The 12607-nt window shown below is 64.7% G+C and carries 11 protein-coding genes and 3 pseudogenes; 6 read left to right on the forward strand and 8 right to left on the reverse strand.

The features are described from left to right. The first annotated feature begins 3 nt into the window (after positions 1 to 3). The 6 genes and pseudogenes from rloB to LN139_RS11280 all read left to right on the forward strand — a co-directional run bounded on the left by rloB (position 4) and on the right by LN139_RS11280 (position 6613). Positions 4 to 1545, forward strand: coding sequence for an osmotic stress tolerance membrane protein RloB (gene rloB, locus LN139_RS11255; RefSeq protein ID WP_236359942.1), 1542 nt, complete (start codon positions 4 to 6; stop codon positions 1543 to 1545). Further along, a pseudogene (locus LN139_RS11260) lies at positions 1545 to 2521 on the forward strand (alpha-L-glutamate ligase-like protein). Before rloB ends, LN139_RS11260 begins: the two are co-directional and overlap by 1 nt. Positions 2522 to 2529: 8 nt before the next feature. Next, a complete protein-coding gene (gene pabB, locus LN139_RS11265; RefSeq protein WP_236359943.1) occupies positions 2530 to 3861 on the forward strand; it encodes an aminodeoxychorismate synthase component I in 1332 nt (443 codons plus the stop codon). Positions 3862 to 3925: 64 nt separating this feature from the next. Then, positions 3926 to 4660, forward strand: coding sequence for a phosphoadenylyl-sulfate reductase (locus tag LN139_RS11270; protein WP_236359945.1), 735 nt, complete (start codon positions 3926 to 3928; stop codon positions 4658 to 4660). Positions 4661 to 4782: 122 nt separating this feature from the next. Further along, positions 4783 to 5535 (forward strand): response regulator, encoded by a 753-nt coding sequence (locus LN139_RS11275; protein ID WP_236359947.1) that lies wholly within the window; start codon positions 4783 to 4785, stop codon positions 5533 to 5535. Further along, positions 5535 to 6613 (forward strand): annotated as a pseudogene (locus tag LN139_RS11280) (ATP-binding protein). The gene LN139_RS11275 and the pseudogene LN139_RS11280 overlap by 1 nt, the downstream one beginning before the upstream one ends. Positions 6614 to 6619: 6 nt before the next feature. Here LN139_RS11280 and LN139_RS11285 read toward each other — a convergent pair. From LN139_RS11285 to LN139_RS11320, 8 genes and pseudogenes are all read right to left on the reverse strand, one after another. After that, positions 6620 to 7669, reverse strand: coding sequence for an AI-2E family transporter (locus LN139_RS11285; RefSeq protein WP_236359949.1), 1050 nt, complete (start codon positions 7667 to 7669; stop codon positions 6620 to 6622). Between the two features lie 10 nt (positions 7670 to 7679). After that, positions 7680 to 8504, reverse strand: coding sequence for a DUF4892 domain-containing protein (locus LN139_RS11290; RefSeq protein WP_236359951.1), 825 nt, complete (start codon positions 8502 to 8504; stop codon positions 7680 to 7682). 51 nt (positions 8505 to 8555) lie between these two features. After that, positions 8556 to 9407 (reverse strand): alpha/beta fold hydrolase, encoded by an 852-nt coding sequence (locus LN139_RS11295; RefSeq protein WP_236359953.1) that lies wholly within the window; start codon positions 9405 to 9407, stop codon positions 8556 to 8558. Next, the gene (locus LN139_RS11300; protein WP_236360368.1) at positions 9404 to 10198 is read right to left on the reverse strand and encodes an alpha/beta fold hydrolase; all 795 of its coding nucleotides are present in this window, start codon (positions 10196 to 10198) and stop codon (positions 9404 to 9406) included. Before LN139_RS11300 ends, LN139_RS11295 begins: the two co-directional genes overlap by 4 nt. 103 nt (positions 10199 to 10301) lie before the next feature. Then, on the reverse strand, positions 10302 to 10745 hold the full coding sequence (locus LN139_RS11305) for a hotdog fold thioesterase (RefSeq protein WP_236359955.1): 444 nt from the start codon (positions 10743 to 10745) through the stop codon (positions 10302 to 10304). Positions 10746 to 10762: 17 nt separating this feature from the next. Next, positions 10763 to 11228, reverse strand: a pseudogene (gene sixA, locus LN139_RS11310) (phosphohistidine phosphatase SixA). Continuing rightward, positions 11225 to 11551, reverse strand: a complete 327-nt coding sequence (locus tag LN139_RS11315) for a DUF4389 domain-containing protein (RefSeq protein WP_236359958.1) — start codon at positions 11549 to 11551, stop codon at positions 11225 to 11227. Before LN139_RS11315 ends, sixA begins: the two are co-directional and overlap by 4 nt. Before the next feature lie 11 nt (positions 11552 to 11562). Then, positions 11563 to 12588: an NAD(P)H-dependent glycerol-3-phosphate dehydrogenase gene (locus LN139_RS11320; RefSeq protein WP_236359960.1), complete on the reverse strand. Its 1026-nt coding sequence runs from the start codon at positions 12586 to 12588 to the stop codon at positions 11563 to 11565. Between the last annotated feature and the right edge of the window lie 19 nt (positions 12589 to 12607).

Raw genomic sequence — 12607 nt, forward strand, 5'->3', positions numbered from 1 at the left:
CCCATGCGTTCGTCGAACCTGCATTTGAAGATCCTGATCACGCTGCTGGTGCTGCTGGGCGCGGGCATCACCGGCTATCAGATCTTCGGCCTGGGCATCCCGGTCACCGAAGATGAAACCGACGATCTGTGGAACATCGACGCCAAGGTCGAGTTCGTCGCCAGCCCGAAAACCCCGGTGAAGGTGCAGATGTTCGTGCCGCCCCTGACCCGCGACTACGTGAGTCTCAACGAGAGCTTCATCTCCAACAACTACGGGGTGAACGTCAACCGGGTAGACGGCAACCGCAAGGTCACCTGGTCGTCGCGGCGCGCCTCGGGCAACCAGACGCTTTACTACCGCCTGGTGCTGACCAAGCGCTACAGCAGCGACAAGGCCACGGTCAAAGGCCCGATCTTCCGTGACAGCGCACCGCTCGAAGGCCCCGAGAAGATCGCCGCCGACGCGCTGCTCGCACCGATCCGGCAGCATTCGGCCGATGTCGAGACGTTCATCAGCGAGACCATCAAGCGCGTCAACAACCTCAAGGACGACAACGTCAAGCTGCTGCTGGCCGGTGATACTTCGCCGGTGCACAAGGCACGTGTGATCGACCTGCTGCTGTCGGTGGCGCACGTGCCGGTCGAGCGGGTGCACACCCTGCGCCTGGTGGCCGATACCCCGCAGATGCCCGAACTGTGGCTGCGCAGTTTCAATGGCAGCGACTGGCTGTACTTCAACCCCGAAACCGGCGAACAGGGCCTGCCCAGCGACCGGCTGATCTGGTGGAGCGGCGACGACAACCTGATCACCGTCGACGGCGGCAAGAAGCTTCAGGTGACCTTCACCCTCAACAACAGCGAAATGAACGCGATTCGGCTGGCCAAGCTCACCGACGAAAACACCGACGCTGACTTCCTCGAGTACTCGCTCTACAGCCTGCCGCTGCAAACGCAGCAAACCTTCATGATCATGGTGATGATCCCCATCGGTGTGCTGGTGATCCTCATCCTGCGCAACCTGATCGGGCTGCAAACCCTCGGCACCTTCACGCCGGTGCTGATCGCCCTTGCCTTTCGCGAAACCCAGCTGGGGTACGGCATCGTGCTGTTCAGCCTGATCACGGCACTGGGCCTGTCGCTGCGTTCCTACCTCGAACACCTGAAGCTGCAGATGCTCCCGCGCCTGTCGGTGGTACTGACCTTCGTGGTGGTGATGATCGCTGCCATCAGCCTGCTCAGCCACAAGCTGGGCCTGGACCGGGGCCTGTCGGTGGCCTTGTTCCCCATGGTGATCCTGACCATGACCATCGAGCGCCTGTCCATCACCTGGGAAGAGCGCGGCGGCGGGCATGCGATGAAGGTGGCCGTGGGCACGCTGTTCGCCGCGTCGCTGGCGCACATCCTGATGAACATCCAGCAGATGATCTACTTCGTCTTCACCTTCCCTGCCGTGCTGCTGATCCTGGTCGGCTTCATGCTGGCGATGGGGCGCTACCGTGGCTATCGCCTCAGCGAGCTGATCCGCTTCAAGGCTTTCCTGGCGCGCCGTGAGGATGGGCTCTGATGCTCGGCTTCCTGAAAACCTGGAAGGCCCTCAAGGCGCGCGGGATCATGGGCATCAACCAGCGCAACGCGGATTATGTGCTCAAGTACAACCCGCGCCGGCTCTACCCGCTGGTGGACGACAAGATCCTCACCAAGCAACGCGCGCTGGCTGCCGGCATTCATGTGCCCGACCTCTACGGCATCATCAGCACCGAGCGCCAGATCCGTGACCTGGACGAGATCATCGGCGGCCACGACGATTTCGTCATCAAGCCTGCGCAAGGCGCAGGTGGCGACGGCATCCTGGTGATCGCCGACCGTTTCGAAGGCCAGTACCGCACCGTGTCCGGCAGGCTGATCAGCCGCGCCGACATCGAGCACCAGATCTCCAGCATTCTCACCGGCCTCTACTCGCTGGGCGGGCACCGCGACCGCGCGCTGATCGAGTATCGGGTCAAGCCCGACCCGATCTTTCGCAGCATCAGCTACGAGGGCGTGCCGGACATCCGCATCATCGTGCTCAAGGGGTATCCGGTGATGGCCATGCTGCGCCTGCCCACGCGCCAGTCCGGCGGCAAGGCCAACCTGCACCAGGGGGCCATCGGGGTGGGGTAGACCTCGCCACCGGCGTCACCCTGCAAGGCACGTGGCTGAACAACATCATCCACAAGCACCCCGACACCACCCATGCGGTGGACAACGTCCAGCTGCCCTATTGGGATGGTTTCATGCACCTGGCAGCGCGCTGCTATGAATTGTGCGAGCTGGGCTACATCGGCGTGGACATGGTGCTTGACCAGGACAAAGGCCCGCTGATCCTGGAGCTTAACGCCCGGCCCGGGCTGAACATCCAGATTGCCAACGACTGCGGGTTGAGCCACCGCACCGAGGCCATCGAGCGGCACCTGGCGCAAATGGAGGCAAACGGCCAAAGCGAAAGCCCCGAAGAACGGGTAGCATTCGTCCAGTCCCTGTTTGGCCACGTCGACACATAAAGCTCATCATGCCCGCCTGCTCTGTTTACGCCCTGCCCTACCAGGCCGACCCGGCCAGCTATTTCGCACGCATCCGCCATGCCCCTGGCGCGGTGTTGCTCGACAGCGCCCACCCGCTGGCCAGCCGAGGCCGCTTCGACCTGCTCAGTGCCTGGCCCGATGCCTGCCTGCAACCCCTGGAAGGCGAGCCGGGCCTGAGTTTCCTGGCACGCTTGCGCACGGCACTGCAGGCGTTGGGGCCAGCCGATCTCGAGGGTGAGTGGCCCTTCGCTGGCGGCCTGATCGGCTACCTGGCCTACGATTTCGGCCGGCGCCTGGAACGCTTGCCTGAGCCCAACCTCGACGACCTCGGCCTGCCCGATGCCAGCCTGGGCCTGTACGCCTGGGCCTTGGCCAGCGATCACCAGTTACGCCAGAGCACGTTGATCTTTCACCCCAGCCTGCCCATGAACGAGCGGGCGCGGCTGATCGCGCTGTTCGAAGCCGCTGCGCCGCAAAGCGCCGAAGCATTCAGCCTAAGCGCGCCGTTCGAAAGCGACATCAGTGCCGAGCAGTACCGCCAGGCATTCGAGGCCGTGCAGGCCTATATCCACGCCGGCGACTGCTACCAGGTGAACCTCACCCGCCGCTTCAGTGCGCGCTGCCAGGGCGATGCCTGGGCGGCTTACCTGCGCCTGCGCTCGGCCTGCCCGGTGCCGTTTTCCGCTTTCATGCAACTGCCCGGCGGTTTCAGCCTGCTCAGCCACTCGCCGGAGCGCTTCATCGAGCTGCACGAAGGCGAGGTGGAAACCCGCCCGATCAAGGGCACTCGTCCGCGCGGCACCACGCCCGAGCAGGATGCTGCACACGCCGCCGAGCTGCTGGCGAGCCCCAAGGACCGAGCGGAAAACCTGATGATCGTCGACCTGCTGCGCAACGATCTGGGCCGCAGCTGCGAGATCGGCACCGTGTGCGTGCCGGAGCTGTTCGAGCTGGAAACCTACCCCAACGTGCACCACATGGTCAGTTGCATCACTGGCACCCTGGCGGCCGGCCGCGATGCGCTCGACCTGCTGGCGGGCAGCTTTCCGGGGGGGTCGATAACAGGCGCCCCGAAAATCCGTGCGATGCAGGTGATCGACGAGGTCGAGCCCACCCACCGCAGCCTTTATTGCGGCTCGCTGTTGTACCTGGATGTACGCGGCGAGATGGACAGCTCCATCGCCATTCGCAGCCTGCTGATCAAAGGTGAGGCGATTCATTGCTGGGGCGGTGGCGCAGTGGTGGCCGACTCAGCCTGGGAGGCGGAATACGAGGAGTCGTACTACAAGGTGCGGGTGCTGCTGGAGGCCCTGGGGTGAGGCTTTTTTGTTACCATCGGTTGCATTCGAGCGCCAAAGCGCCAAGCAGACAGGAAACCGCCTGATGAGCCACCCTTTCGACGTCGCTGAAACCGCAGCGGCCTACGCCAGCAAATCCCCGCAGGACATCCTCAAGCTCGCTTTCGAGCATTTCGGCGATGAACTGTGGCTCTCCTTCAGCGGCGCCGAGGATGTGGTGCTGGTGGACATGGCCTTGAAACTGAACAAACAGGTCAAGGTGTTCAGCCTCGACACCGGCCGCCTGCACCCGGAAACCTACCGTTTCATCGAGCAGGTGCGCGAGCATTACGGCATCGCCATCGAGGTGTTGTCACCGGAGCCCGAGCCTCTGCAGGCGATGGTCAGGGAAAAGGGCCTGTTCAGCTTCTACAAGGACGGCCATGGCGAATGCTGCGGCATCCGCAAGATCGCCCCGCTGCGCAAAAAGCTCGCAACTGTGCGTGCCTGGGCTACCGGCCAGCGTCGTGACCAGAGCCCCGGCACCCGCAGCCACGTGGCAGCAGTGGAAATCGACGGCGCCTTCTCCACGCCCGAGCGCCCCTTGTACAAATTCAACCCGCTGGCGCAGATGAGCAGCGAAGAGGTGTGGATGTACATCCGCATGCTCGAACTGCCCTACAACGCGCTGCACGAACGCGGCTTCATCAGCATCGGCTGCGAACCCTGCACTCGCCCGGTGCTGCCACGCCAGCACGAGCGCGAGGGCCGTTGGTGGTGGGAAGAGGCCACGCAGAAGGAATGCGGGCTGCACGCGGGCAATGTCATCGCCAAAGCCTGAAACTGCGGCCCAGTTTGTATCGTGGCCGATACAGTGTCGAAATCGCCCCAACACGTCGGTTCTCTAGCCTATGCTTTTTCCATCCGCCTGCAGCGCCCGCTGCGGGCCCGAGAACCGATTGCATGCTCATGACCGCGCCGTTCGACACGCCTAACGCTCCCGATGAAGACAAACGCTGGAACACCCGTGCACTGATCGTGGACGACGACGTACCGATCCGCGAGCTGCTGATCGACTATCTCGCCCGCTTCGGCATTCACGGCCAGGGCGTCAGCGATGGCAGCGGCATGCGCGAAGCCATGCAGCAGGCCACTTTCGATGTGGTGATTCTGGACCTGATGCTGCCCGGCGAAGATGGCCTGGCCCTGTGCCGCCAACTGCGTGCGGAGTCCGACATTCCAATCCTGATGCTGACCGCTCGCTGCGAGCCCACCGACCGTATCATCGGCCTGGAGCTCGGCGCGGACGACTACATGGCCAAGCCGTTCGAACCCCGCGAGCTGGTGGCGCGCATTCAGACAATCCTGCGCCGAGTGCGTGATGACCGAAGCGAAACCCGTGGCAACCTGCGTTTCGACAACTGGCGGCTGAACAGCGTGCTGCGCCAATTGGTATCGGCCGAGGGCCTGGTGGTGCCCTTGTCGAACGCAGAGTTTCGCCTGCTGTGGGTATTCCTCGAACGGCCGCGCCGGGTACTGAGCCGTGAGCAGTTGCTCGATGCCGCCCGCGGGCGGTCGATCGAGGCCTTCGACCGCAGCATCGACCTGCTGGTCTCGCGCCTGCGGCAGAAGCTCGGCGACGACCCCAAATCTCCTGCCCTCATCAAAACCGTGCGCGGCGAAGGCTACCTGTTCGACGCACGGGACATCGGCTGATGCGTGCCGCCGACACCCTCTTCGCTCGGCTGTTCGGGGTGTCCCTGGCGGCGATCGTGCTGGCCCATGTGCTGGCCTTCTTCTGGTTCCAGCACTACGGCTTCGGGCCTCCGCCGCCGCCACCTCCCCTGCAGCACAATGGCGTCGATCAGGCTCCTCCTCCGGGGTTCGGCCCACCGCTGGATGCTGAAGGCAGGCCGATGCCGCCGTCAGGTCGCGAGCCCCATTCGCCGCTGCGTGGGCCGCTGGTACCGTTTTTGTTCCAGCTGGTGACGCTGGTGATCGCTGCCTGGTATGGCGCACGTTTCCTGTCGCGGCCCATCCAGCGTTTCAGCGACGCCGCCGAGCGGCTTTCGGAAAACCTCGACAGCGCGCCGATGGAAGAACACCTCGGCCCACGCGAAGCCCGCCGGGCAGCGCAGACGTTCAACCGCATGCAACAGCGCATTCGCCAGCAAGTACAACAGCGCGCGCGAATGCTCGGAGCGGTCTCCCATGACCTGCGCACACCGTTGTCGCGCCTGAAGCTGCGCCTGGAACAGATGCCCGATGGCAAGCTGCAACACCAGATGCGCCAGGACCTGGACGACATGATCGGCATGCTCGACGCAACCCTGACCTACCTGCACGAGCAGCGCACCCAGGAAGCCCAGCAACGGTATGACGTTCAGGCGTTGGTGGAGTCGTTATGCGAAAACGCTCAGGACAACGGCAGCCCGGCTCAGGCCCAAGGGCATTGCGCCCCGCTCTACACGCAGCCCATGGCATTGCGGTCGTGTATCTCTAACCTGCTGGACAATGCCCTGCGTTACGGCGGCGCTACCACCATCACCCTGAGCGACAGCAGCGAGCACCTGACAATCCGGGTCATCGATCATGGCCCCGGCATCCGCGCAGACCTGCGCGAGACCGTTTTGAGCCGTTCTATCGACTGGAGGGCTCGCGCAACCGTAATTCCGGCGGGGTCGGCCTGGGCATGACCATCGCCCGCGAAGCTGCCCAGCGCCTGGGCGGCAGCCTGGTGTTGGAGGAGACGCCCGGCGGCGGCCTCACCGCCGTGGTGCATTTGCCACGCTGAAGCGGTTCAAGGCACCTTGCGGGCGGCATTTCCTCTGGCCCAGTCAGTCAGCAGGTTGTAGGCAATCGCCAGCAGTGTCGGGCCGATGAACAGCCCGATGAAACCGAATGCCAGCAGGCCACCGAATACGCCAAGCAGCACGATCACCAGCGGCAGGTCACCGCCACGGCTGATCAGGTAAGGCTTGAGGATGTTGTCGACGCCGCTGATCACGAAGGTGCCCCAGATCGCCAGGAATATGCCCATGCCCCAGTGGCCCTGCCAGAACAGCCAGCCTGTGGCGGGAATCCACGCCAACGGTGGCCCCATTGGGATCAGGCTGAGCAGGAAGGTAAAGATGCCCAATACCAGCGCGCCAGGCACCCCTGCGATCAGAAAGCCGATCAGCGCCAATACGGCCTGGGCCGCAGCAGTGCCGATCACACCATTGACCACCCGCTGAACGGTGCCCGCAACCAGCGCAAGATAGTGCTGGGCGCGGTCGCCGATCAATCTTTGCAGCAGGCTCAGCACGAAGGCTTCGACACGCGGGCCATCGCGGTAGAAGAAGAACACGAACACAAGGCTCAGCGTCAGCTCCAGCAGGCCGCTGCCCAGCTGGGCACTGCGCGCCAGCAACCAGTTGCCCACCTGGCCCATGTAGGGCTTGAGTGATTGCAGCATTGCCGCGCCTTGCTGGTCGAGGGTGTTCCAGCCGGTGACCAGGCGCTCGCCCACCCAGGGCACCTGGCCCAACCATGCCGGCGCGTCCGGCAAGCCCTCGACCTGCACATCCCGCACGAACACCGTGGCGTCCCGAACATGGTCGACGACATTCAAGCCCAACCACACCAGCGGCAGCAGCACCAGCAGCAGCCAGCCGGTGGTGAGCACTCCGGCGGCCAGCGTGGCGCGGCCACCCAGCAAGCGCGTGAGCAGCCGCATCAGCGGCCAGCTGGCGTAGGCCAGGATCGCGCCCCAGAGCAGCGCCGACGTGAAGGGCAACAACACCCACACACACGCACCCAGCAACACCAGCAGCAGCAACTGCACCAACAGGCGGTCATTGTTGATCATTCACGAGCCCTTAGCGTAACCGTTCAAGCGACAGCGCCTGGCCCTGATCACAGAGGCTCAGCCGGCCCTGGCGCACACCTTGCGAATATAACGCCTGTTGCCAGGCCTGGGCATGCGTGCCGCAGACTCCGACACGCAGGGTGCTGTCCAGGTTCAGGCCACGCGCAATCAACGCGACCCATTCGGGCTGCGGCGCATCGATCAGGTCTGCGAACTCCAGGCGGCCGCTGCTGCGCAATTCCCTGAGCAGGGTCGAAGGCGTCGGCAACAACACACCCAAGGGCTTGTCGGCCACCAACCGTTCCACGTGCAAGGCGACCCGGCGATTGCCGCGTGTCACACCGTAAAGCGCCACCAGGGTTCGAGCATCCTGGCGTTGCAACATGAACGCCTGCTGATCGTCGGCACCGAACAGGCGCGCATTGCCGAACACTTCGTTGGCCCATAGGCTGCTTTCGCCGCAGTCGCGCCCCTGGCACCAGAACACCACCTGGCTGCCAGGCTCATGCAGCGCGCCACGCGCTTGCTCGAACAGCGCAACCAGGGTTCGCTCGGCCGGGTATTCCTGAGTCAGGGACTCCAGCTCGCCGTGTGCGTCAAGCCGCCCTTCCATACGCAGTTGCCCGCTGATCTTGCGCAGCGGGGCCAGGGGATAGAAGCGGTCCTGTGGCTGGGCCGGGCGCTGGTCGACCACACGGGCATCGGTATCGGGAAGCCAGGAAGCCATATCGCCCGCCTGCGCAGCCGCCGCGTTCAGGCCCAGCGCGAGCGCGAACCACGGGGCCGGTGACTTCAGTACACGTACCGCATGGTGGGCCAGGGTAACGACAGGCATGGCTTTCTCCTTGAAAACGGCCGCCAAGCCTCAGCAGTTCGCCCCAGCAAGTCAAGAATCCTTGAAAAAGCGATTGATACAACCTGCTACAAGAATGGCGCCCGCTTCGTCATCCAGGTGCAGATGATGCCCGCCGGGCAAAATGGCCTGCTCGAAGGGTAGCTCAGCGATCAGCGGCCGTTGCGCCTCGAGCAGGCCGCCTTCGGCGAGAATGAGCAATGCCGGGCAGCTCACTGCACGGGCATAGGCCAGTGCCTGTTCCGGCTGCAGCCGCTGCGCCGAGGCGAGCATCAACCGAGGGTCGGTGCGCCAGGTAAAGCCGCCCGGGACCGCCATCAGCCCACGTTCGGCCAGCAGCCGCGCCCCCTCTTCGCTCAGCGGCAAGCGCCCACGCTGGCGGGCCAGCAACGCGCGCTCGGCCTCTGCATACACCGGCTTGCGCTTACTCCCCAACGCCAGCCGCTCGGCCAGGGCCTGGCCAAGCCGCGCCGGGCCCTCGGAAGCCGCCTCGGTCGGTGGCAACAGGCCGTCGATCAATGCCAGCCGCTCGATACGCTCCGGGCAGGCAGCGGCCAGCTGCACCGATACGATCGCGCCCAGGCTGTGGCCGATCAGGCTGAAACGCTGCCAGCCCAGCGCCGCAGCAACATGCAACACGTCTTCGGCATAGGCCCACAACGGATAATCGGCACCTGCAGCGCGATGGCCGGACAACCCATGCCCGGCCATGTCCAGCGCCAGCAGCCGCAAGCTGGCAAGTCTGGGCGTGAGCCGGGCAAAGCTGCCGGCGTTGTCGAGCCAGCCATGCAAGGCGATGCAAGGCATGCCATCGGCGGGGCCGCTGAGTTGCCCTGCCAGCTCGACATGCGGCAACGTGAAATTGACCTGTTGCTGAGCCGTCATCGCCCATTGCCCTCCCATCGTTTGAGAATGCTGCTCACCAGCTCGGCCGTTGCCAGGGGATGCTCGAAAGGAAACATATGCCCTCCCGGCATACGATGAAATTCACCCAAGGCCAGGCTGCGGGCGTGCCAACGATGGTGCGGCAACACCACACGGCTGAGCTTGCCCTGAACCAGCGCGAGCGGTACACGCAGGCTGGCCATCGGCGCCGGCAGGCGGTGTGGCACGCTACGGTAGATGGCGATTTCGGTGGCAGCGTCGAAGCGCAGCCGCAGGCCGCCGCCCTCCTCGCGCAAACCGTGGAGGAGGTAGGCCTCCAGGCAATCGAGGTCGAATCGGCTGAACAGCGCCTTGCCGGAAAAGTACGCGCGCGCCGCCGGCAGGTCTTCGAAACACTCACGCCGCCCCAGCGTACGGCCAGCCGGGGTGATGCGGTCGATCAACCCAAGGCGCTTGGCTACACCTACCAACCAGCGATCCAGGGTGGTCAACAACGGCGAGTCGAGCAGCACCAGGCCACGGTACAGCTCGGGATGGCGCAGCGCTGCGTGCAAGTGCAAGCCACCGCCCAGCGAGTGCCCAACCCCCCACACCGGCCCCGGCTGGCGGCGCAGGTGTTCGATCAGCTCATCGACCAGCGCTGGCCAGTTATCGCTTACCGGATAGCGGAGATCGTGGCCGTGCATGCCCAGGTGCGCGACGTGGTAAGCAGGCGCCCAGGCATCGAACAATTTGCCATAGACCTCGCTGGGAAAGCCGTTGGCGTGGGCAAAGAACAACGGCTCGGCCATGGTGACGATGCTCGGGGTGCAGGATCGCGCCATTCTCGACAAGCCGCCTGGCGGCGACAACCTGCGGATCAGCCTAAACAGCGGCCGATCGAGCCGCGCCCCATCAACGCCCAGCCGGGGTTTCGCCCAGTGGGACCACCGCAACGGTCAGGCGGCAGATACACGAAGCCCGGCCGTTTTCGTCGGCCAGGCGAATGTCCCAGACGTGGGTGCTGCGCCCGATGTGCACGGCACGGGCGGTGGCACTGACGCGCCCGCTGCGAACCGCGCGCAGGTGGTTGGCATTCACCTCCAGCCCTACGCAATAGAACTTGGCGGTGTCGATGCACTGGTAGCTGGCGCTGGAACCAACGGTTTCGGCCAACACCACGGAGGCCCCGCCATGCAGAATGCCCTGAGGTTGGTGGGTTCGCGCGTCCACTGCCATGCTCGCGGTGAGGGACTGATCGTCAAAGGATTCGAAGCGGATATCCAGCGCTTCGCCGATGGTATTGCGTTGCCGGGCGTTGAGCTGGTCCAGATCAGGTAGAGTCTTCCATAAGGCCATCGCGGCGGCTCCTGCAGTCATTGTGGTGAGGGATGCAACGCGCGCAACGTCATCAGGCCGGCCCAGGCGCCATCGCCTTCGAGCTCGGCCAACGCCGCGGTGCCCATGGGCCAGGGGCTGGCCAGCTCCCCGCGCTCCAGCAGGCCCAATAGCGTGCCGACCAACGGTTGATGGCTCACCAGTAACCAGTCGCCCTGGCAGTGATGGCGGTCAAGCTCTGCCAACGCATGCTCGGCCTCGCTGTCGGGCGTCAACCAGGGCAACGTGTGCAACGCAGGCGTACCACCGAGCGCCTGCTGCACCAGTTGAGCAGTTTGCTGGGCGCGCAGGTCAGGGGCTGGCGAGAATACCGGCCAAAGGCCGGCCCAACAGGTGCGCGGCGTTATGCAGCACTTGTCGGCGGCCATGGTCGGTCAAGGGGCGCAGGGCATCGGTGGCAGCCTGGGCCGCCGCCTCACCGTGGCGCATCACCCACAGCTTCATGGGCGAGGCTCCTGGCCCGGCGCCGGCTGCTGAGGCTGGCCCTCTGCCGGGCGGGGTGCAGGCCAGTCGGCGAAGGGCCAGGGTTTCTGCTCAGTGTGAAAGCTGCCGAAACGGCCGATCTGCGCCATGAACTGGCTCAGGCTGTCGCCGAAGTTCATCAGCCCCAGCTGGGGCGCGCCGTAGACCAGCCGATACACCAGCTGAACCAGCACCAGCAGGCCCAGCACGAACTGGCCGACCTGCCAGCCGAGCAGGTAGAGCAGCATCCATAGCACACGCAGCAGCAGTGACTCGTGTTCCGATTGCAGGGGAGAGTGAGCCATGGGGCGTCCTTTCAGGTGAAATCTTCAGTGGAGATGAAGTCGATGTCGGTCTTGGGTTCTGCGCGCATCAGTGCCTCGATGACCTGATCGAGCGTACGCCCCTCGAACAGGATCGCGTGCAGCCCCGCGACCAGAGGCATGTAGACGCCGAGCTGATCGGCGCGGGCCTTGAGCGCACGCAGCGTGTTGACGCCTTCGGCAACCTCGCCCAGGCGCTCAACGGCATCTTCGAGGCTCAGGCCCTGGCCCAGCGCCTGGCCGATCTGGTAGTTGCGGCTTTTGGGCGAGGAACAGGTAACGATAAGGTCGCCTACCCCGGCAAGCCCGAGGAAGGTCATGGGCTTGGCGCCCTGGCTGACTGCGAAACGAGTCATTTCAGCGAGCGCGCGGGTGATCAGCATGCTCTTGGTGTTCTCACCCATGCCCAGGGCGGCGGTGAGGCCTGCGATGATGGCATAGACGTTCTTCAGTGCGCCGCCCAGCTCGACACCGAACCGGTCGGCGCTGGCATAAACGCGGAAAGTTCGGCCGTGCAACGCGGCCTGGACCCGCCGGCACAGCTCCTCGTCTTCACTGGCCACCACCGTGGCGGTGAGCGCATGTTCGGCAATCTCGCGGGCAAGGTTTGGCCCGGAAAGCACTCCCAAGCGCGCTTCGGGCGCGATTTCGGCGAGGATCTCGCTCATCAGCATGAAGGTATCGGCTTCTATGCCCTTGGTCAGGCTTACCAGCATGCGCCCTGCCAGCGTCGCGGCATGCGGTGCGAGCACGGCGCGCAAAGCGCTGGAGGGCAACGCCACGAAAATCAGCGAGGCGCACTGCAGCGTGGCGGCCAGATCGGTGGTGGGCTCCACCGCCGGGTGCAGGGCGATGCCCTTGAGATAACGGGGGTTTTCACGGTTCTCGCGCATGGCCTGGGCCTGCACCGGGTCGCGCATCCATTGGCGAACGGCATGGCCGTTCTCGCCCAACAGGTTGGCTACGGCGGTGCCGAAGCTACCGCCACCCAGTACTGCGATAGGTTGTCGCTCAGTCATAATCAATCCAGAAGAACGC

Origin of the sequence: Pseudomonas sp. KNUC1026, from assembly GCF_021650705.1 — a bacterium.
Classification (GTDB): Bacteria; Pseudomonadota; Gammaproteobacteria; order Pseudomonadales; family Pseudomonadaceae; genus Aquipseudomonas.

Excerpts from the sequence above, each read along its gene's own strand:
- LN139_RS11290 (WP_236359951.1), bottom strand. The coding sequence starts at position 8,504 with ATGCCTGTCGTTACCCTGGCCCACCATGCGGTACGTGTACTGAAGTCA.
- LN139_RS11270 (WP_236359945.1), top strand. The coding sequence starts at position 3,926 with ATGAGCCACCCTTTCGACGTCGCTGAAACCGCAGCGGCCTACGCCAGC.
- LN139_RS11320 (WP_236359960.1), bottom strand. The coding sequence starts at position 12,588 with ATGACTGAGCGACAACCTATCGCAGTACTGGGTGGCGGTAGCTTCGGC.
- LN139_RS11305 (WP_236359955.1), bottom strand. The coding sequence starts at position 10,745 with ATGGCCTTATGGAAGACTCTACCTGATCTGGACCAGCTCAACGCCCGG.
- LN139_RS11295 (WP_236359953.1), bottom strand. The coding sequence starts at position 9,407 with ATGACGGCTCAGCAACAGGTCAATTTCACGTTGCCGCATGTCGAGCTG.
- rloB (WP_236359942.1), top strand. The coding sequence starts at position 4 with ATGCGTTCGTCGAACCTGCATTTGAAGATCCTGATCACGCTGCTGGTG.
- LN139_RS11285 (WP_236359949.1), bottom strand. The coding sequence starts at position 7,669 with ATGATCAACAATGACCGCCTGTTGGTGCAGTTGCTGCTGCTGGTGTTG.
- pabB (WP_236359943.1), top strand. The coding sequence starts at position 2,530 with ATGCCCGCCTGCTCTGTTTACGCCCTGCCCTACCAGGCCGACCCGGCC.
- LN139_RS11300 (WP_236360368.1), bottom strand. The coding sequence starts at position 10,198 with ATGGCCGAGCCGTTGTTCTTTGCCCACGCCAACGGCTTTCCCAGCGAG.
- LN139_RS11315 (WP_236359958.1), bottom strand. The coding sequence starts at position 11,551 with ATGGCTCACTCTCCCCTGCAATCGGAACACGAGTCACTGCTGCTGCGT.
- LN139_RS11275 (WP_236359947.1), top strand. The coding sequence starts at position 4,783 with ATGCTCATGACCGCGCCGTTCGACACGCCTAACGCTCCCGATGAAGAC.